Genomic DNA, 18,613 nt, shown 5'->3' with positions numbered 1-18,613 from the left:
CTTCGACAGGACAAATTTTTCATCGAAAAGGGTGGGAACCGATCCGGCCTTGCCGCGTTAACCCGCCGAAGCCCAGTGGCCGGTGGATGCGGTCACAACCCTCCCTCCCTCTCTCTCAAGGCCCCGGCGTTTTGCCGGGGCTTCCTTTTTCGTCAGCCCTTTGCATCGCCGCGCCCGTGCGGGGCCAGCCAGTCACGCACCGGCCCGATGGGAATGATCCGGTGCGGGTTGATGGTATCGTGGCTGAAATAATAGTGCCGGGTGATGTGATCCCAATACACGGTCTCGGCCACGCCAGGCCATTGATACAGCGCCCGCGCCCAGTCCCACAGATGGGGATAATCCGTCACCATCCGCCGGTTGCATTTGAAATGCGTGTGATACACCGCGTCAAAGCGGCAGATGGTGGTGAACAACCGCCAGTCGGCCTCGGTCAGCGTGTCGCCAGCCAGCCATCGGCTCTGCGTCAGCAGCCCCTCGATCCAGTCGAGACTGTCAAACAGCGGTGTGATCGCCTTGTCATAGGCGGCCTGCGTGGTGGCGAAACCGGCCTTGTAAACGCCGTTGTTCACCGTGTCATAGATGCGGGTATTCAGCGCCTCGATCCGGTCGCGCAGCGTGGCGGGATAGTAATCGTCACGGTTGCCGGTCAGCCCGTCAAAGGCGCTGTTGAACATGCGGATGATCTCGGCGCTTTCGTTGGATACGATGGTGTCGCGCGCGCGATCCCACAGCACCGGCACCGTCACCCGGCCCGAGGTCTGCGGATCGGCGCGCAGATAGATGTCGCGCATAAAGGCAGACCCGAACAGCCGGTCGCCAGTCGCGCCGGGAAAATCGGTGGAAAAGGTCCAGCCATCGGCCAGCATGTCAGGATGCACCGCCGAGACGCCGATATGCGGGGCCAGCCCCTTGATCGCACGAAAGATCAGCGCCCGGTGTGCCCAAGGGCAGGCATAGGACACATACAGGTGATAGCGGCCGCTTTCCGCGGCAAAGCCGCCCTCGCCACTGGGACCAGGCGCGCCGTCCGGCGTGATCCAGTTGCGGTGTCGCGATGTGTCGCGCAGGAATTCGCCATCGGTGGCGGCGGTGTCGATCCAGCCTTCGCGCCATTCTCCGTTCACCAGCCTGCCCATCGCATCATCCTTTGTCCGATCCTGTCTTCATGTAACGCCCTGCCGCCTGCACGCCAACCTCACGATTCCGTGATGGAAGTTTCAGATACCCGGCCCGTTCCCCCCTTACCCAGCCGGGAAACGCTGAAAAGGAGACGATCATGAAACTTTTCTTGGGAATCGCCACCGTCATGTCGCTGATGGCGGGCGGCGCGCTGGCGCAGTCGGCGGAATCGCAGATCCGCTCGCAGCTGCGGTCGCAGGGGTTCAGCAATATCGAGATTGAACGCGATGACGGCCGCATCAAGGTCGAGGCGAAACGCGGCGCGCAAAAGATCGACCTGTCCTATGACGCCCGCACCGGCCGTCTGGTCGAACGCAAATCGCGCACCGAATCCAGCGTCGGACGTTCGGGCAGCCACAACGCGGCGGGGATCGGCCGTTCGTCGGGCAGCCGCGCCTGGTCGCGCAACGATGATGACGATGACGGCAATCGTGGTCGCCGTGGTTCCGTATCGCGCGATGACGATGATGATGACGCGCGCGGATCACGCGGGCGGGGCGGCAGCGGCGGCAACCGGGGCGGTTCGTCGAATGATAACGACGATGACGATTGATCCGGTGGCAGGGTGGCGGCCTGTCGGGGCGGATGGCCGGTCACGGACATCCGCCAGGCTTTGTGTTGCCACCAGACCCGTGACAACACCCCAAATCGGCTGGCATGGCTTTTGCCCTGTCGGGGTTGCTGATGAAATAGCCGCCGGGTGCCGATGATGGCATCCAATGCGGACCTGCAAGCCATGGCCCATATGCAGCCCCAGACAGCACCACCCGCCACCCGGCGTTTCGCCCCCTCGGGCCAGGCAAGACCTGTGGTCAGGGCGACGCCACCGTTCATGCGCTGTGCGACGTGACGCGGCCATCCCCGAAGACGACTGGTGGTGCCTGACTCCTCGGGCCGTGGCAAATCGACGTTTTATCATCGGCGGGCCGGACAGCCCCAGTGCCGGGCAGGCATGGTTCCGCGCCCCCTGCCCGACCGATATGACCGGCTGCATCCCCGCATCGGCCAGCATCGCCACCGCCCGGTTCGCCACAGCGCCGACGATTTCAGCCAAGGGCAACAGACAGGGGCGCAGCTGGTCATGTGGATGATCCGGTCAGGGAATTGCGTGCTCTGTCGCAGATCCCGCACCAGCGCGATGAGCGCATCAACTGGCACAGCCGCTTCGACCCGGCAATGACCTGCTGATCCGGTTCCGGCAGGCTGACCGATATAATTTGCCGCCGCCACAGCCTGCGCCAGTGCCAGCGCAAAGGCGCGGATCACCCGGCCCGCATCCAGCACAGACGCCTGAAACAGCCCGGCAACGGCCAGAACCCGGTCCAGTGCCGCAACGGGGGCATCGTCGAACACGACCACATCATCGCCGCAAGGATAAAAAGCGCGATCCAGTCATCCCAGGTCTCGCCCCCCTCGCCCTGTCTGCCCCCTGCACGGCAACCAGACTGCCGGACAGACACGACCGGCAGCAGGTCAGATGATCTTGTAACGCACCGCCTTGGCCACCGCCTGCGCCAGCGACACGCAGTTCAGCTTGACCCGCGCCAGTTTCAGATAGCTGCGCACGGTATGTTCCGACAGATCAAGGATGATCGCGATTTCGCTGTAGGTCTTGCCCTGCGCGGTAAAGCGCAGGCATTCGCATTCGCGCGGGGCAAGTTGCGGCAGGCCACGCGTATCGGCGATAATTTCCGACACGGCCTTCATATGCAGGTCTGCATGGATCTGCACCAGCATATCATGCAGCGTATCCACATAATCCGCCCATCCGGTGCTGTCACGACGGCTGATCGACAGCACGCTTTTGCGGCCATAGGCATCGCTGTGGATCAGGCTGTAACCCGTCGTTCCCAGATCAAATTCCCCGAACTGCGCCATCAGCCGGACCGCCTCGGGGTCCAGCGTCAGATCAGACCAGAAGAACGGCTCGTCGCTGGTATGGGCACGTTGCAGCACCGGGTCCACGGCACTGCAACTGTTCAGCAGATAGTGGCTGACCCAGGCTTCGGGATAGGTGGTGCGCACGAACGGATTGTCGATCCCGGCACTGGGATTGTTCAGGATGTGAAAGGTCAGGTGATCCACCTTCAGCAGCCCTTGCAGGTTGAGAACGGCATCCGCCGTCGAGTTTTCCTCGAGCGCCGTTGTCAGAGGGTTCATGCCGCTCTCCCCATTGCATGGCGTCGGTCAGAATCAATCAGGCCCGACTCACCCCTTACCGTTAAGGATTTTTGTGACAATTGCGCACAATTTGCGGATGATCGGCAAAAATTTGCCGTATCTGCAAAATTTTGGGTGACTTCCGGCCATGACCCAGTGACGCCTGAGGGCGATCAGCCGGGATAACCCTTTAATTTATTTTATAAGTTATAGATAATGGCAAAAACTGAACCGTTCCTTACAGATTGACCCCGGTTCAGCCGCGATGTTCACAACATCCATCATCAACATTTTCTATCAACCCAAGATTGATCTACGTGCCTCTGGCCCTGTCATAAAAGGCCGCCAGGCAAGCGTCCCTTCATCGCCAATGCCTGCGCCCGGCGCAGCGGGTGCAAGCGGTCGAAACCGGGATGCCCCAACAGCGCCTGCATATTCCGGCTGGCCTCGGATAATGTGACCGGCGGGCGTGGCAGGATGGCCACGGTCAGCGCGCGGGCATAGAGCATCTGCAACTGCACCACCGCCCCCAGCCACAGCGATGGCTGTGCGCCGCGCATCAGGTTCAGGCCGGTGGTCAGAAACCGCTGGCGGCGATCCTGATCTTCCAGCCCCGCCCCCATCCGCGCCAACAACGCACCTTTGTAAAGCCAGTTATCGGCACGGCTGTCATCTGCCGCCAGCCGCGCCTCGATCAGCCCCAGAGCGCGCGGCATTTCGGCCTGATCGGATTCCGTCGCAAGGCAGTAAAGGGAAAAACTGTCCACAGGGTCACTCGTCTGGTTGGGTCAAAAAGGGGCCGCCCGTCTGGCGGTTCCGGCGGCAAAGCGGGCCATGACATGCGGCAGCGGCCGCAACAGCGGCAGGTTGACGCCAACCCGCGCACGCATCCCGGCCAGCACGCAGGGCGACACCTCGAACGAGGCGCAGCAGACTGGCCTGCGGCCATAGCCATCGGCGCTGCCATGCATCCGCATCTGCACCCCGGCGCGTTTATAGATGCGGCTCATCACGGGTTCAAAATTCGAGACCAGCTTTGCGATACCACAGGCCAGCGCGGCCTCGCACAGGGCGATCAGCAGCAGGCTGAAGGCACGGCCGCAATCCGTGCCGGGGTGATCGCGGGCGATCATCGCCTCGTCCACGCACATGCGGGTGCCTTCCCAGATGTCGCTTCCGATCAGTTCGGCATTCCGGCCATGCGTGGCCCAGAACACATCATGCAGCAGAGTGGGACCATTGGTGGTCATCAGCCGAACCACGCCATACAGCGTTTGCCGGTCATCCGAACACCAGACCAGATAAGACGCCCCGGCCCGGTCGTATTCGTCATGTTCCAGATCGCCATGCACCGGAACATCCCAGTTCAGGCCGTCTGCAAAGACCTTTTTCCGCAGGCGAAAGATCATCGTCATCAGATCCGGGTTGGAGGCAACGTCGTGTGAAGGGATCAAGGTGAACATCACTGGCGCCCGCTTTGGTTTTCCTGAGACGAGGCTAAAGAAAAGGTCACGTCGGGATATTCACCCGCCTGAACGGGTCTGATCCGACCCCCGCAATTGCGGGGGTATCAGTGCCAATGGCATGGAACCGCCGCCAACCCCGGCCTGCACGGCACCGAAACCTGCGTCATGACCAGACCGGGCAGCACCCGCAGCCCGACCCGGAACCGCGTTCCGCGCCACAGCCCCACCCCCAGATCGTGGGTCAGCGACAGGGTGACGCCCGGCAGGTCTGACAACACGACCTCGGCGCAGCCGGGGCTGAAGCGGCCCCGGCCACAGACGGCCAGTGCCTTGACCAGCGCCCGCTTGGCGGAAACGGCAGCGGCCAGCCGTTCACGCCCGGCCATCCGCGCCAGACCGGGCAGATGATCCAGCAGCCGGATTTCGGCCGCTGTCAGCATATCCGGCCCCCCGGTGATCGGCAGCAGGTTCAGCCCCGGACCGCGATCCACACTTCGGCTCAGCCAGACGCCCACCTGCCCTGCGGCATAGGAAATCGAGCCGGTGATCCCCTCGCCCCAGTCGGGCGGCGCTTCCGGGGCGGGCAACACCGGCCGGGGCGTCTGACCGAATATCCGCATCCCGCGCATCACCAGCGCCCGCGCGGTCAGAAACTCGGCCTGCCGCTGCGATGTCCAGCCCGCGAATTGGGGCAGCAGGGGATAAAGCGCGCGCAGTCTGGGGCCAGCCAGCCGGGGATCGGCAACCGGCGCCGTCATCAGCAGATTATTGCGGTCGCGGTCAAGAATGCGGCCAAAAGGCATGGCCCGGTTCTGCGCAGTTTGTCGGCACATGCCCTGTCTCACAGGCGTTTCAGAATGATCCGCCTTCATCGCAGCAAAGCCGGTCATGGCTAACCCGCACAATTGCGGGGGACAGGCCATATGTGCGTATCCCCCCACCCCCCCCACGCCCCTTTTTTTCACCCTGCTTGTAGCGGGACACTTGAATCTGACTTTTCGGACACTTGAATCTGACCCAAATTTTTTTCGTGCGAAGCGCCTGTTTCTCCGCCTCATTCTTCGTCGCTGTCAGCCCCGAACTCAGCTCGGATTGTTGTCCGCGCACCGCCACCTTTGAAGGCCCATTCGTGGGTGACTGAAGTGGCGATCCAGTTGCCGTCTACGTCCAGACTGACGCCTGACACCTGCACTGGGGCTTCAGCGCGCGCAAGGGGCTGACCGATCAGGGTCAGTTCCATTTCCCCTTCGCCTGCGACCATGTCTCGCTTGGCGGCATCCGCAGCTTTCTGGGCCTCGGGTTCGGACTGAAAGACCTCTCGAAGCGTCATCGAAGGGCCTTCCAGTCCGGTTTTCAGCACCACGATTTTGGTGCGACCAGCAGGCCGATCGCGCCAGCGGGCGCGGATTTCGGAATGGCGCGCGCGGGGTTTCAGGCGAATCGAATAGCCCCGGTCTGTGATCAGCATGTCGGGGGTGACCGGCAGTGCGGGCATGGGCTGGCCGGATGCAGTCTTGCCGCTGTGCCGGGCCGTCACCAGCAGGCGCTGATCCTTGGGCGTGATGACCGCGCCGGTGCGTCGACCGAGGCGGGTCAGCAGGTTTTGGTCGCTTTCTTCGGTCTGGGCGAGGAACGGCACCGCCAGCGCACCAAGCGCGGGGGCGATCTGGGCCTGCAGGTTATGCTCGGCCGCGATGGTTTCCACGATCTCGGCCAGTGTCGTTTTCTCCCAGATGCGGGTTTTGGGTTCTTTCAGCGTTTTGGCGTGATCGGCGGCCTTGGCGGTCAGGGTGCAGATGCGGGGCCAGCCTTCGCGGGCCAGTTCCTCGAATACGTAGGTGCCGAACTGAACCAGCCCGGTTTCGCGATAGCCGATGGCAACGGTCAGTTTCGCGCCCTCGCGCGGGCGGGCAATCTGGGGGGCGGCATCGTCCAGTGTGATAACCAGTTCATCGCTTTCAAACCCGGCCTCGTCGGTGATCTCGACCGACAGCACCCGGTCCATGGCAAAGGGCTGGCCGTCGGCCGTGATGGTGATCTGCGGCGTCAGGGGGGCGAGGTTAATCATAGAGCTTGACCGGGATCTGTGTCGCTGTGATCGCTGGCAGGTCGGGTAAGGTGATCGACAGGCCGGGCGGTAGCAGCGGACCATGGGTGGACAGGCCGGGATTGGCAGTCAACACCGCCTCAGCCGTGCCGCGCCGGTAGCCATAGTGCCGCCACGCGATGTCGTCGATCATCTCGGGGCCGGTGGTGGTGTAGATGGTCAAAGGCGCTTTCTCCTTCAAAACAGCGCGATCCCGGCCACGCTGACGCCCAAGGGCGCGCGGGTCAGGCGCAGGCGGATTTCCATTTTCTGAAAGGTGCCGTTGGGTAGGACGTGGGTTTTGACGACCTCCAGCTCTTCGATGAGGAAGAAGCCGTAGAAATGCCCCGACCGGGAAATCAGTGGCAGGCGTCGCCCGCGCCGCATCGCCAACCGCATCAGTTCGATCTGCAACGGACCGCCCGGTGAAAGCACCTCTTTATAGACCAGCGCGTCGATTTCGATCGCACGCTCGCCGGGGCCGAGGAATTGCGGGGTCGGCATCGCCCCTGCGCGGGGCATCTGCTCGATACGGGCCTGCTCGCTGTCGGTCAGCCGGTCCAGCAGGGCCAGCGAGACGGTAAAACGGAAGGGGCCGAGGGCCATCAACATGGGACACCTATTGCGGAACGAACTGATCAGACAGCGCCTTGCGCACGGCGCGCTCGGTGCGCTGGCCGATGTCACGGGCCAGTGCGACAGCATCGGCCTTGACCTCTTGCGTGATCTGGACCGGCACGGTGACCGTCACATCATGCTGCACGGAATAGTCATGGTTGATCGTCTCTTCGACCTTGACGGGTTCTGGGCGGGTTGGCTGCGCCGCACCCAACCCGCCTGCACCGGCTGGCGGCTGGAACTGGATTGGGATCAGCGCGCTGGGCGGTGCCCCGCGCATCCATGGGGTTGTCCCGCTATGCGCGGCAGCACTGACCGCGCGGTCATTCAGTCCCCCTGTCGGCCGTGGGGCTGGCGGGGCGGTGCCATTGCCCGCGCCGGGATAGCTTTCGGGCCGATAGCCATGGACCTTTTCGAACGCCCAATCATACCCGGCCATCAGTTGGCTAAGGCCGGGGATGCTGCGAAACGTGTTGTTGATTTGCTCGTTATTAGCCCGCTGGAATGCGGGCATATCTGCCGGATCCGACGGCATGCTGCGCGCCAGCCACGCCATTGAGGCCGCAGCCAGACCCGCCCGCATCATGATCCCGCGCATTGCGACCTGCATCCGCCGGGATGCTACCTCTGTCTGTGCCGCAGCTTGCAGCATGGCCGGGCCGATCTGGGTCACGCCCGGCCCGAAATCGCGCAGGAACAAGCGTCGTGGGATGAATGCGCCCCAGCGCAACACCCCGATCACGCTGGACCATGCCAGCTGCGGCAGGAACGCAGCCCAGCGCAGCGGCGCGATCAGACTGGCCCAACGCAGGGCTGGCAACGCCCGGATGCCAGCGCCCAGACCTCGCAACAGCCGGGCGACAATCGAGATGTTTTTTCCGGCATCATTGAACTTGAGAAACAGCGACAGGAACCGGATCAGATGGCCGCGCCCCACAGCAAAAGCAAAGCCCAGCACGCGCGTGGCAATCCCCATGCCCAGCATCATTGCCGCCCCCTTAACCAGCCATGCGGTCAGTTCGGGATTGGCAGCCGTCCAGTCCCGAACCACATCGACCATACTGGTCGCGCCCTGGACAAGCTCTGTCAGCGCGGGCAGCAATGCACCCGAGGCCGAAAACAACCCCCGCAGCGATTTACCAAGCTGGCTGACGCTTTCGTTGAACCCATCCATCACGGCCTGATAATCGCTGTCAATCACGCCTTCAGCGCTTGCCGATGCCTCTTTGATACGGCGGTATTCTTCGAGATTAGGGATCACCGCGCGCAGAAAATCCAGCACTTGTTTATCCGCGAACAACTCGCCCATCTTGAACTGATCGCCGCCTGTAATCTGCTCGATCACGCCCAGCATGTGTTCTAGCGGGTCAGCGCCCCGCTCGGTCGCACCGCGCAGCTCTTTTTCCAGATCAACGCCGAATTTTTCGAATTTTTTGACCGTATCCGGGGCGGTTAGCTTGCCGAAAAAGTTCGCGGTGTTGTTCGCAGCCTGATCGGCGCCGCCAGCTGCTTTCATGGCAATCTGAAGCGCGGCCGACAGCGAGGCCACACCATTGGTCCCTTCCAGCCCCAATGCCTGTGCCGAGGCGGTCAGTTCCGCGAATTTGCGGGCCATGTCCTTCAACTCGAATGACCCTTCTTTACCCGAGGCAGCCATAATGTTGAACGCGCGGTCCAGATCGGCCGGGGCCACCTTGAAGTTGTCCATAACCGCAAAACCGGCGTTGGCCATGTCAGTGAACTCCGAGCGGGTAGCCTTGGCCGCGCGAGCCGTGGCCACCAGTGCGCCCAGCGCGCTCTCTTGGGTCATACCCTTACCAACATAGGTGCCCAGACCAGCCAGCAACTCGCCCGATCCCATGCCAGTGGTGTCGGCCCGTGCCATACCATCCAACTGGCGGGAGAGATCGTTGCGCTGATCGAGGGACAGGCCCGCGAGGTTGCCATAATCAATCAGATCAGCTTGATAATTACCCGCCAACCACAAAGGCGCAGCGAGTGAGGCGGCCATCCCAAATGCGCCCATCATCCGGCCTCGCGCAGCGGCGACGGCCTTTTCGTTTTCTTTCAGCGCCTCGTCTATCTTTTCTGTTGAAAACCCCGTGCGGAGTTGCGCGCCCAGACCTTCACCAAAATCCCCGGCGGCACGGCGCAACCGACCAAATGCACCCTGCGCCCGGTCGGCCGAGGTGGTGATTTGGTCAATCTTGCGGGGCAGTTGCGGCCCGAACGCCTGATCTAACGCCGCGCCCGCCTCTTTGGCATCTGCGGCCACATCATCCAGCGAAGTGCCTGCACGGTCAGCCGCGCCCTTTACCGCGTCGATCTGGCGGGGCAGCTGTGGCCCGAACGCCTGCCCCACAGATCGACCAGCAGCCCCGGCACTGGACCCGGCACCATCCATGGCATCGCCGACATCATCGGCCCCGGTTTTGACGCCGGTCAGCGCATCAGTCACCTTCTTCAAGGGGGCTGATAACTGGTCGATCAGCCGCATAACCAGCGCAACGCTCATTTCAGTCATGCGCGCCCCCTTGGCTGCGATATATCCGCCTGACCTCGGCGTGCCAGCGGATCAGCTCGTCCCAATGCTCGGCCAGCAAATCGGCCTTGGACCACTTGAATGCATAGGCCAGATCGGCCACCAGTGTGCGCCAGTTTACGATGTTGCAGCGGCTGTCAGCCGCGCCATTTCGGCCTCCACCATCGCCCGCAGGCGTTTGGGCAAAAAATCGACCACACGTTCTTTCAACTCAATGAAATCGTCGGCATCCAGGGAGGCTATGATATCCGCAGACTGATCGCAAAACGCGGCCAGCAGCGCAGCCTCGCTGATACCACAGGGCACCATTTGCTCTTGAAGGTCGGCCACTTCAGCGCCGGTCAGGCGGCGCAGTGTGATTTGATCCAGAACGGACCCGTCATCCAGTTCCAGCGGCCAATCCAGTTCCAGCGTGGCAGTGCGGGCGGCGGCTTTGATGTGCTTGGCCATGGTTACAGCCCCAGCCCGTTACGGACACCGGCCAACTGATCGACCCCGCCGATGATGCGGACGAAGTTGAACAGGTCGATCTCGTATAGCGGCGCGCCGTCCACCAAGTGCTTGTAATAGGTGATGCTGCCGATCTTGAAATCTGCCTTGTTGACGGTCTGTGCGGCCCATGCGGCGGCATCAGCACTGATGCGGCCCTGCATCACCAGCACTTCGTTTTGCTGGCTACCATCCACCTCACTAATCGCGACGCCCCGGAAAGTGGCGCGGATATTCGATCCCGGCCCAAGTCCAGCCTTTTTCATCAACTCTTTCTGGCGGCTGTTGATTTTCAGGCTGGCTTCCAGCTTTTGCAGGCCGAGCGGCACATCATAGGGCGCATCCAGCGCCCCGGATTTAACCTCGTCCGTCAGGTCGCGGATCAGAGGCGGGGTCAGCTCCTCGACCTCCATCCGCAGGTCATAGCCGTCAACGAAAGCGGTGAAATTGCGCAGAATATGCGTCATGGGATGTCCTTTCAGGCGGTCAGCTGCGCGATTTCGGCGGCGGCGCTGGTCGCCAGTTCGTCGTAATAGCCGGTGTTGCGGTTGAACTTGAACGTGATGCGCTGCATCGGGGCCGGGGCTTCGGCGTCATAATCGACGGTCAGGTGACCATCGACCCACGCCTCTTTCGTGTTCTTGGCCGGGTCGATCCAGACCTTGCCGCCCAGCGTCACGCCGCGCGATTTCAGGATGCGCAGGAAGCCGTTCACCGTCTCGGCCACATCCAGCAGCAATTGCAGGCTGAACGGCTTGTCCAGCGCCCAAAGATGCGCCTGCTGAATGCTGTCCGCGATCACGTCATGGGTGCGGCGGACCGACAGGAACTTGTTCAGCGGCTCGGTCGAGGGGGTTTCGTTCCCCCAAAGCCGAAACCCGTTTTCGCGGATGATCGTGGCGATGCGCTTTTCGTTCAGCGCATTCGCCTCGGTGTCCTGATCGCCCATGAAAAATCCGACAGGCCGGGCGGTGCCGGTGATGCCGAAAATCTCGTGGTTGGACGGCGAATGGTGATAGCCAAAGTCCCGATCGACCCGCGCGATGAGGCCCGCGACATAGGCGCTGGCCGGGCGCTGGACGGTTTGACCGCCCTCAAACACGGTCACGGCCGGGTCCACAATATAGACGCGGTCGCTGCCCCAATCCTGTGCGTAGGTCAGCGCGGCTTCTTTGGTGGTCGAGGGGCCGTCAGCAATGACAATGCCGCGACGACGTTGCGCGATGCCCAGCAGAGCGGTCACGACCGGGTTTGCGGCACCGGAGGGGCGTTGCGAGGTAAAGCCGGGGGCGATCAGGATGCGGGGCGTAACCCCAAACATCGCCTGCGCCTTCAGGAACCCGTGGACGCCGGTCATTGCGGCGGCATCACCTGCGATGTTGCCCATGGCGTCACCATCATCTTCGCCCGCCTCAACCCGGACAATTACAGCCGTAACACCGACACCCTGCGCAAAAATACCGCGCAGTGCATCCAGCAACGTGCCTTTATCGCCCAGCTTCCCCAGCGCCTCGGCACCGCCGATATGCAGCACCGGCGTATTGATCGGATAGGCGTCCGTATCAGCATCTGGCGCGGTGCCGATCAGCCCGATCACCGAGGAGCGGACCACCGATACCGGTCGCGCGCCGTTCAGCACCTCCAGCGTTTCAATCCCGTGCAAATATCCCATGAAAGCCCCCTTAAAGGCGTCTGAAAACTGTCTTTTCGGGGATAGCGCGGGGCCAAAATAATGGCGGCGGTAGCATCGCTACCGCCGCCTGAATAGTCTTATGAAGCTGTCGCAGGCTATACGCGACACACCGGCTGAATCAAGCCTTCAGTGCGAAATTGGAAATCAGCAGTTCTTGCTACCGCCCTGACCTCCCATCGGACCGGTGATTAACATTCACACCCCCGGCAATCTGACGACTGACAGGACTGGCAGGTTTCCGGCGCTGTCGGTGACGGCGACGCTGTCGATGCCGCCCGCGCTGGCGATGGCATCGGCGGCGGATGCGCCATAGCCATCACCGAAATCAGTCCACGGGATACGCCGATCGACGCCGGACCATGCCATATCGCCGGGTTGGTTGCGGGTGTAGAGGGCCAGCACCAAATCCCCAGCAGCAGCAGCTACGGTGACAGGAGCATTGAAGCCCAGCGAGGACGTGACCATGGCCTGATCCACATCAACGCCCGCCACAGACCACGCCGCAACACCTATTCGATTAGGCAATCCGCTGCCCGGCGAAAAGGTGACAGCCGCACTGCCGGACTGAACACCGCGCGCCAGATAGACCGAGTTATATTGCTGATTGTCCGCCGTTCGCTGCGATCCGATCAGCGTGGCCACCGCACCATTAATCGTCAGGGTTGCAGCCTCGGGCGCGGCATTGGAGCTGCGCTGCGTCAGTGCCAGCACCACATCACCGCCCGCCGTATTGACAGACAGATCATAACTAGCGACCCGGCGAGCCTGACTGACAAAATCAAACGACAGGATTTCAGCCCCGTCGGTTGGTTCCGGTCCGGGATCAGGATCGCTGGACGCCGCTACAGCCACTGCCTCGTAAATCGCCTGTATCTGCGCCTTATTGAGCGCGGCGGGGACCCGCGCCATCCCGGCGTGGGCGGAATTGCCCCGCCTGTCCACTACCCCGGCGATGCTGCGCCCGTTGAAGATAATGTCGTCGGTCGTGGTGTATCCTGCCCCACCGGAGGCGGTCAGAACGGAGGTCACCCCGCCGTCCCGCCCCACAAACGTGGCGAGCGTATTGGTGGCAGCGGCGTAGGCCACGGCCAGCAGGCACCAGCCGGATTTAGGCATCGCATCCGCAGCGGAATATCTGGACGCCGAATTATTTACCCGCACCGACAGCAGGCTGGCGTCAGACGTATAGGAGACAACCCGCTCCCCGTCGCCGCGCTGATACCGCCCCATTGGGTTCATCGTCTGATTGTTCGCATCATACCAGAACAGAACGGTATAATCGCCGCCGTTATATACGTCCTCATGCGGCACCACGACGTGGCTGGTGGTTGTTCCGGCAAAAAAAGGCAGTCCGTGCGGCCCTTCGGCAATGTGTGCTCCGGGCACCCCGACGATCTGGCCGTGCCGGTCATTGCCTGACGCGTCCAGCATCTGCGCGCCCTCCGGTTTCAGCAGCACGAACTGGGGCTGGTGCGGCAAGATCGCCGCCAGATACGCCCGCGCCTGTGCCGACAAATCGCTGACCGGTGGCGGATCGTCGGGCGGAACCACAACCTGCGCAGTGATCGTGACGGCCTGCGAAGTGCCTACAACCGTTCCTGCCGAATTGCTCCAGCGGTCGCGGGTGGTGATCTGACCGACGCGCCCGGTTGTGTCCAACGTGTCGCCAGACTGGTCGGCGATCACCTGCCCGTCCAGCAGCCATTCGATGGTCTGGCTCGGCTCCGGGCTGCCGCTGGCCGTGCCAGCCGTGCGGGTCAGCAGCACCCCAGCGGTGCCGCCGTTGGGGCTGATCGTCGGCGGGGCGGTGACGCCGGGGGGCACGTCAACAGGCGGCGCGGGGGCAATCAGGGTCGCCGTGTGTGTCAGCCGCTGGGTCTCGACGCCAGCGGCATCGACCGACAGGCCGCGATAGGTCACGGTCCAGCCGCCCATGACGGGTTCGAACTCCAGCACCCCGTATTGCTGGGTTGATGCGGTTGAGGTGCCACCCGAATACGGACCGCCCTTGACACTGGTCGGGCGACCCAGCGGCGCGGCGTGAAACACCGGCAGTCCACCGACCGAGTTTTTCCCGTCATCAAACGCCAGCATATGCGCATCACCCGCAATCACGATCACCCGACCGGGGGCGTTGGCGGTAATCGCGTCGGCGATCCGTTGACGCTGCGCGGTCGCATCGCTCCAAGTGTCGGCAACGCCGGTTGCGATCCACGGCACCTGCGCGCAGATCACCAGAGCGTCGTCACTGGCCAGCCCGGCGATCACGCCCAGCAACCACGCTTCCTGATCCGCAGAGATCAACCGCCCGCCACCCCGGTCGGTGCGCGCATCCAGCAACGCGACCTGAACCCCCGGCACGGGGCTGTGCAGCGTATAGACCGCGCCCGACCCTGCGACGGGGCGCATCGGGACGCGGGCGCGATACCACGACAGGGCAGCCGGGCGGGACGGCGACCCGGAACCGCTGTTGTTGGCCCCGTAATCGTGATCGTCCCAGACGTATAGTAGCGGTTGGGCACGGTGCAGCAGACCGATCCCAGACGCCGCCATCTGCGCGTCGTCGTTGCCGTGAAACAGCGCCTCGTTGTTAACGGCAATATCGGGATACCCCCGGTCGCCGAGGTGATAGAATGCGGTCAACTGACGGTCTGCGATCCGGCTGTAAATCTCCTGCGAACGATCGACCGTATGGCAGGAGGCGAACCCTATCCTGAACGCCGCCCGCGTGGTCGGTGTGGTCCCCACCGCGCCCGGCTGACCCAGCGGGATACCTGCCGGGGTTTGTGCCTGCACGGTATAGGATTGCCCGGCCGACAGGCCGGTGATCGTCGCGCGCGCATATCCGTAGGTCTGATCGACGGCGGTCGGGGCGGACACGACCGCCGCACCGGATTGAGGAACCGCCCGGAATACGACCGTGTCGTGACCCTGCACCGAGGACGCAGTGACGGTCACGCTGTTGGCGTCGAACTGCCCCACCCACAACAATGCGGGGGACGGCGCAATCGCCCACGCGACGGATCGTTGTGCGGTCAACCCGCCCGCGTCGGATACGGTGATCGTGGCCGCCACACTACCGGCTGTGGTCGGGACACCTGACAACTGCCCCGTCCCCGACAGAACCAGCCCGGCAGGCAGTCCCGAGGCGGTGAACGACACGCCGCCCTCTGCATCGGCGGCGTATTGAGACAGGTCCAGCGTCAGGGCCACCCCGACCGTTCCCGTCTGATCCGGGATTTTGGCCAGCGTAGGTGGAGTATTGGGCACCGGCGCAGCGGCAGTCGGCACCGGCGGGCCGACGATCTCGGAACCATCCGTGAGGGTCAGCACATAGTGGCCGTCGCGCACCGTAAATCCGGTGATCGTGACAGGGACCGGCTGCGCTGGTGGCGCGGTAACCGCCGGCACCTCTGGACCCACAACCGTGGACCCATCGGCCAGCGACAACACATAGTGGCCGTCGCGGATGTCCAGTGCCGTGACAGCGTTCGGCACAGGCAGCCCGTCGATGCGCGTGGCCAGCTGCTCGGTCGCTTCGGTGAGATCGGCGGCGATAGCATCGGCGCGCGCTGCGACCGCGCGCACATCTGCCGCCAGACCGGGGTCACCAGCGCGGGCTTGCAGCGTACGGGCCGAGGTGACGGATATGGCCGCCAGTTGGCGCAGGCGTCTCTCCATCTGGCGCAGCTCGTCAGGGGTCATTGGACGCGCCTCGCACATCGACAGCCACACCGATGGCGGCGGCATAGACCCGACCGGGCAGGCCCGGATCGCCATTGACTGCGCCAAACGGCAGCCAGCCCAGATCGGGGTGATTAATCTCGCACTCGATTACACCCGTGCGGATCAGCCGCGCATTACGGATCTCCATCATCACAACACCCTCAAAAACATGCCAACGTCATCAGCGGGCGTGACGGACATAGCCCGCCACGTGCCGGTCAAATAGACGCCCAACACCCCGCCGACGCTGGCGGCGCGCAGCGACGTGCCAGCGGCCAGCGACCCGGTGTTGACCGTCGATCCGGTCAGGTTTTTGGCCAGCGCCCACGACCCGACCGCGCCCGCCTGTGTGGCCGCAATGATCGCTGGCACGTCGAGGATCGACAGCAGCGCCGCCGTGGTCAGGCGCTCCGGCTCGCCCTTGCCGATATTGTGACAGATCAGGCGCAGGCTGGCGGCTGTGGCGTCGCCCGCAGCGGGCTGCGCGGAAAACGACACCGCCAGCGCCAGATTATTAGTCAGCGCCCCGCCGCCGGTCATGCCTGCGCCTGTGCTGATGGTGCGGCTCTGGGGCACCCGATTGTTGGCGTTATCCATCGCCAGTTTGACGGCTGCCGGGGTCGCGGCCAGTGTCTGTGACGTGCTGTTGGTGGCGCTGGACAGGCGCACCAGACCGGCCACCGTGGCGCTGGCGGCAACGACCGATTCCAACAGCCCGTCAACCCGCGCCTTCAGCCAGTTGGTGCGCCGTGCCAGTTGCTGGTGCGGGATATTATCAATCCCCGCCTTGGTTGCCTCATTGGGTGCGCCGCCCAGCACAGGATCATCCTGTTCCAGCTGATAGATGCCCGCCGGATAGCTGTTGTCCTCGGGTAAAACCGCCATCAAACAATTCCTCGCGTATATTGACCGCCGCGCGGGACGGTGCCGTTGTAAAGATGTGCCGCTTGCGCATAGCTCATTTGCGTGAGGTGACAGCGCGTCGGGGCCGCCGCAGTCAGGATTGCGCGGGCGCGGCTGGCCTGCCGGATCGCCATGGGCCGGGTCAGAGTGACGCGATACTCGGCCCAGTGATCCGACGTCTTGCGGGTGCGACTGCCATTGCGCGGCACCACCCCGTCATAGCGGTTGGCTGACCAGCCCTCTTGTATCGTGGCATCGCCCAGACCCGCGACCGCCAGCGCCCGGCGCATCGCCCAAACCGTGCCCTTGCAACGGTGCACCTCGACGCTGGCCGCGATCACCGCACGCTGGGTATCCTCGGGCCAATCCGGGTCCCAATCGTCCACCGACAACGCCCATGCCAGCCACGGCAGATGCGCCGCCGGGCAGCGGTCTGCGGACCACAGATCGGCCACTGGCACCGGCACGGGGCGATCTGTCACGGCCTCGGCGGCGCGTTCGGTGGCCGTGCTGTTCGGGGGTAACAGGCTGGTCATTGCGCCACCGTGACCGTGATCTGGGTGCAATGCGCCACGCCGGTCTGGCCGGGGGCGACCTCTACAGCCGGGCTGGTCAGGGCCACCCGTGCCACACCCTCGCGGTGCAGGGCCGCGTAGAGGCCCGACAGCGTAACCGGCTGGCCGATACGCCGGGCGGCGGCGGTATAGGCCGTGACCGCATCCAGTGCGCGGGCACGCACCACACCGGCGTCAGGTCCCGGCGCGACGGTCAGTTGCGCGTCGATCTGATAGGGCGTGATTGTCGCCGACTGCACCTGCACCGTGTCGCACAGCGGGCGCACCCGCTCATCCGTCAGTGCGGCATTGACCCGATCCAGCAGCGGCTGATCGGCGGTGCCGTCGCCCGACCGCGCCAGCACGGTCACGCGCACGGTGCCCGGCGTCGGGCTGTCCACGGCCACGTCAGCGATTTCCGCAGAGGCGGATCGCGCGTGAAACTCATAGCTGCCGCGCGGGCCAGCGGTGGACAGACCCTCCAGCGACAGTTGCGCCCGCAGGCGCAGCGCCGCGTCATCCTCGTAAATGGCGGGCTGGGGCGGGCTGGCGGTCGGATCGGCGGGCGTCACCTCCAACCGGGCCACGCCCAGCAGCGCCGCCAAATGATCTAGATCGCTGCCGGTGGCGGTGGCCAACATCACCGCCCGCGCCGCGTCATTGACCCGCGCGCGCAGGATCAGTTCGCGATAGGCGCAGACCTCCAGCAGTTTGTTGAGCGGTTCGCTCTCCAACGCCAGCACCGCCGCCAGCTCCGGCGCACGGGCCACCAGATCAGCGCGCATTTCGGCAAGGATCGTCTCGAAATCCAGCGCCTCAACAACATCGGGTGCGGGGATTTGATCAAGGGCAATGGCGCTGTAGGTCATGCGGTGACCTCGACCTGGCGCAGTTCACCACTGGAACGGTCGCGCAGACTGATGCCAATCACGGTCTGACCATCAGCCCGTGCCGAAACTAATCCAAACCCGGTCAGTTCGACGCGTGGCTCCCACTGATCCAGCGCCTCGGCAATAGCAACAAACCGATCCAGTACCGTCTCGGCCGAGCTGGGGCGGTCGACCAGATTGGGGGCCTCTGACCCGTAATCACGGCGCATTACCCGCGTGCCGATCCGCGTGGTCAGCAAGTCAATGATCGACTGCCGGATATGGGGCCAGCCGTCCAGACGGCGGCCGGTATGGCGGTCCATGC

The 18,613-nt window shown here is 63.8% G+C and carries 21 protein-coding genes; 1 reads left to right on the top strand and 20 read right to left on the bottom strand.

The genetic code is table 11. The annotated features are described in order from the left end of the window. Positions 1-152 precede the first annotated feature (152 nt). The gene (locus Q4G22_RS04900) at positions 153-1,139 is read right to left on the bottom strand and encodes a glutathione S-transferase family protein (RefSeq protein WP_303384783.1); all 987 of its coding nucleotides are present in this window, start codon (positions 1,137-1,139) and stop codon (positions 153-155) included. 140 nt (positions 1,140-1,279) lie between these two features. Between Q4G22_RS04900 and Q4G22_RS04895 the strand changes: the two genes are divergently transcribed. Continuing rightward, entirely contained in the window at positions 1,280-1,735 is a 456-nt protein-coding gene (locus Q4G22_RS04895; protein WP_303384782.1) for a PepSY domain-containing protein, read from the top strand. 362 nt (positions 1,736-2,097) lie between these two features. Here Q4G22_RS04895 and Q4G22_RS04890 read toward each other — a convergent pair whose 3' ends face one another. From Q4G22_RS04890 to Q4G22_RS04800, 19 genes are all read right to left on the bottom strand, one after another. Further along, entirely contained in the window at positions 2,098-2,535 is a 438-nt protein-coding gene (locus tag Q4G22_RS04890; RefSeq protein ID WP_303384781.1) for a hypothetical protein, read from the bottom strand. A 120-nt stretch (positions 2,536-2,655) separates the two neighbouring features. Further along, positions 2,656-3,342, bottom strand: coding sequence for an autoinducer binding domain-containing protein (locus Q4G22_RS04885; protein WP_303384780.1), 687 nt, complete (start codon positions 3,340-3,342; stop codon positions 2,656-2,658). Positions 3,343-3,674: 332 nt separating this feature from the next. Next, the gene (locus Q4G22_RS04880; protein WP_303384779.1) at positions 3,675-4,109 is read right to left on the bottom strand and encodes a hypothetical protein; all 435 of its coding nucleotides are present in this window, start codon (positions 4,107-4,109) and stop codon (positions 3,675-3,677) included. A 21-nt stretch (positions 4,110-4,130) separates the two neighbouring features. Then, positions 4,131-4,757, bottom strand: a complete 627-nt coding sequence (locus Q4G22_RS04875; protein ID WP_303384778.1) for an acyl-homoserine-lactone synthase — start codon at positions 4,755-4,757, stop codon at positions 4,131-4,133. Between the two features lie 155 nt (positions 4,758-4,912). Next, complete coding sequence (locus Q4G22_RS04870; RefSeq protein ID WP_303384777.1) at positions 4,913-5,641, bottom strand: hypothetical protein; 729 nt, start codon at positions 5,639-5,641, stop codon at positions 4,913-4,915. Between the two features lie 221 nt (positions 5,642-5,862). Continuing rightward, complete coding sequence (locus tag Q4G22_RS04865) at positions 5,863-6,876, bottom strand: phage late control D family protein (protein ID WP_303384776.1); 1,014 nt, start codon at positions 6,874-6,876, stop codon at positions 5,863-5,865. Next, the gene (locus Q4G22_RS04860) at positions 6,869-7,078 is read right to left on the bottom strand and encodes a tail protein X (RefSeq protein ID WP_303384775.1); all 210 of its coding nucleotides are present in this window, start codon (positions 7,076-7,078) and stop codon (positions 6,869-6,871) included. Before Q4G22_RS04860 ends, Q4G22_RS04865 begins: the two co-directional genes overlap by 8 nt. 14 nt (positions 7,079-7,092) lie before the next feature. Then, on the bottom strand, positions 7,093-7,506 hold the full coding sequence (locus tag Q4G22_RS04855) for a phage tail protein (RefSeq protein WP_303384774.1): 414 nt from the start codon (positions 7,504-7,506) through the stop codon (positions 7,093-7,095). Positions 7,507-7,513: 7 nt separating this feature from the next. Next, positions 7,514-10,036 carry a phage tail tape measure protein gene (locus tag Q4G22_RS04850; RefSeq protein ID WP_303384773.1) on the bottom strand — a complete coding sequence of 841 codons (2,523 nt, stop codon included), beginning with the start codon at positions 10,034-10,036 and terminating at the stop codon, positions 7,514-7,516. Next, complete coding sequence (locus Q4G22_RS04845; protein WP_303384772.1) at positions 10,029-10,157, bottom strand: hypothetical protein; 129 nt, start codon at positions 10,155-10,157, stop codon at positions 10,029-10,031. Before Q4G22_RS04845 ends, Q4G22_RS04850 begins: the two co-directional genes overlap by 8 nt. Before the next feature lie 14 nt (positions 10,158-10,171). Further along, positions 10,172-10,504, bottom strand: coding sequence for a phage tail assembly protein (locus tag Q4G22_RS04840; RefSeq protein ID WP_303384771.1), 333 nt, complete (start codon positions 10,502-10,504; stop codon positions 10,172-10,174). Positions 10,505-10,506: 2 nt separating this feature from the next. Next, positions 10,507-11,010 (bottom strand): phage major tail tube protein, encoded by a 504-nt coding sequence (locus tag Q4G22_RS04835; protein WP_303384770.1) that lies wholly within the window; start codon positions 11,008-11,010, stop codon positions 10,507-10,509. Positions 11,011-11,021: 11 nt separating this feature from the next. Beyond that, on the bottom strand, positions 11,022-12,215 hold the full coding sequence (locus Q4G22_RS04830) for a phage tail sheath subtilisin-like domain-containing protein (RefSeq protein ID WP_303384769.1): 1,194 nt from the start codon (positions 12,213-12,215) through the stop codon (positions 11,022-11,024). Between the two features lie 216 nt (positions 12,216-12,431). Continuing rightward, a complete protein-coding gene (locus Q4G22_RS04825; RefSeq protein ID WP_303384768.1) occupies positions 12,432-15,941 on the bottom strand; it encodes a hypothetical protein in 3,510 nt (1,169 codons plus the stop codon). Further along, a complete protein-coding gene (locus Q4G22_RS04820; RefSeq protein ID WP_303384767.1) occupies positions 15,931-16,113 on the bottom strand; it encodes a hypothetical protein in 183 nt (60 codons plus the stop codon). The genes Q4G22_RS04825 and Q4G22_RS04820 overlap by 11 nt, the downstream gene beginning before the upstream one ends. Further along, entirely contained in the window at positions 16,113-16,847 is a 735-nt protein-coding gene (locus Q4G22_RS04815) for a phage tail protein (RefSeq protein ID WP_303384766.1), read from the bottom strand. The genes Q4G22_RS04820 and Q4G22_RS04815 overlap by 1 nt, the downstream gene beginning before the upstream one ends. Next, positions 16,847-17,401 (bottom strand): phage tail protein I, encoded by a 555-nt coding sequence (locus Q4G22_RS04810; protein ID WP_303384765.1) that lies wholly within the window; start codon positions 17,399-17,401, stop codon positions 16,847-16,849. The genes Q4G22_RS04815 and Q4G22_RS04810 overlap by 1 nt, the downstream gene beginning before the upstream one ends. After that, positions 17,398-18,288: a baseplate J/gp47 family protein gene (locus tag Q4G22_RS04805; protein ID WP_303384764.1), complete on the bottom strand. Its 891-nt coding sequence runs from the start codon at positions 18,286-18,288 to the stop codon at positions 17,398-17,400. The genes Q4G22_RS04810 and Q4G22_RS04805 overlap by 4 nt, the downstream gene beginning before the upstream one ends. Then, the gene (locus Q4G22_RS04800; RefSeq protein WP_303384763.1) at positions 18,285-18,611 is read right to left on the bottom strand and encodes a GPW/gp25 family protein; all 327 of its coding nucleotides are present in this window, start codon (positions 18,609-18,611) and stop codon (positions 18,285-18,287) included. Before Q4G22_RS04800 ends, Q4G22_RS04805 begins: the two co-directional genes overlap by 4 nt. Positions 18,612-18,613 lie beyond the last annotated feature (2 nt).

Source organism: Paracoccus sp. (in: a-proteobacteria), assembly GCF_030538655.1.
Lineage (GTDB): Bacteria > Pseudomonadota > Alphaproteobacteria > Rhodobacterales > Rhodobacteraceae > Paracoccus.
This window is presented reverse-complemented; position numbering and strand designations above follow the sequence as displayed.

What these genes read in the sequence shown, in the direction of transcription:
- Q4G22_RS04900 (WP_303384783.1), bottom strand. Translation starts at nt 1,139, where the DNA reads ATGGGCAGGCTGGTGAACGGAGAATGGCGCGAAGGCTGGATCGACACC.
- Q4G22_RS04895 (WP_303384782.1), top strand. Translation starts at nt 1,280, where the DNA reads ATGAAACTTTTCTTGGGAATCGCCACCGTCATGTCGCTGATGGCGGGC.
- Q4G22_RS04885 (WP_303384780.1), bottom strand. Translation starts at nt 3,342, where the DNA reads ATGAACCCTCTGACAACGGCGCTCGAGGAAAACTCGACGGCGGATGCC.
- Q4G22_RS04875 (WP_303384778.1), bottom strand. Translation starts at nt 4,757, where the DNA reads ATGACGATGATCTTTCGCCTGCGGAAAAAGGTCTTTGCAGACGGCCTG.
- Q4G22_RS04870 (WP_303384777.1), bottom strand. Translation starts at nt 5,641, where the DNA reads ATGTGCCGACAAACTGCGCAGAACCGGGCCATGCCTTTTGGCCGCATT.
- Q4G22_RS04865 (WP_303384776.1), bottom strand. Translation starts at nt 6,876, where the DNA reads ATGATTAACCTCGCCCCCCTGACGCCGCAGATCACCATCACGGCCGAC.
- Q4G22_RS04855 (WP_303384774.1), bottom strand. Translation starts at nt 7,506, where the DNA reads ATGTTGATGGCCCTCGGCCCCTTCCGTTTTACCGTCTCGCTGGCCCTG.
- Q4G22_RS04850 (WP_303384773.1), bottom strand. Translation starts at nt 10,036, where the DNA reads ATGACTGAAATGAGCGTTGCGCTGGTTATGCGGCTGATCGACCAGTTA.
- Q4G22_RS04840 (WP_303384771.1), bottom strand. Translation starts at nt 10,504, where the DNA reads ATGGCCAAGCACATCAAAGCCGCCGCCCGCACTGCCACGCTGGAACTG.
- Q4G22_RS04835 (WP_303384770.1), bottom strand. Translation starts at nt 11,010, where the DNA reads ATGACGCATATTCTGCGCAATTTCACCGCTTTCGTTGACGGCTATGAC.
- Q4G22_RS04830 (WP_303384769.1), bottom strand. Translation starts at nt 12,215, where the DNA reads ATGGGATATTTGCACGGGATTGAAACGCTGGAGGTGCTGAACGGCGCG.
- Q4G22_RS04825 (WP_303384768.1), bottom strand. Translation starts at nt 15,941, where the DNA reads ATGACCCCTGACGAGCTGCGCCAGATGGAGAGACGCCTGCGCCAACTG.
- Q4G22_RS04820 (WP_303384767.1), bottom strand. Translation starts at nt 16,113, where the DNA reads ATGATGGAGATCCGTAATGCGCGGCTGATCCGCACGGGTGTAATCGAG.
- Q4G22_RS04815 (WP_303384766.1), bottom strand. Translation starts at nt 16,847, where the DNA reads ATGGCGGTTTTACCCGAGGACAACAGCTATCCGGCGGGCATCTATCAG.
- Q4G22_RS04810 (WP_303384765.1), bottom strand. Translation starts at nt 17,401, where the DNA reads ATGACCAGCCTGTTACCCCCGAACAGCACGGCCACCGAACGCGCCGCC.
- Q4G22_RS04805 (WP_303384764.1), bottom strand. Translation starts at nt 18,288, where the DNA reads ATGACCTACAGCGCCATTGCCCTTGATCAAATCCCCGCACCCGATGTT.
- Q4G22_RS04800 (WP_303384763.1), bottom strand. Translation starts at nt 18,611, where the DNA reads ATGGACCGCCATACCGGCCGCCGTCTGGACGGCTGGCCCCATATCCGG.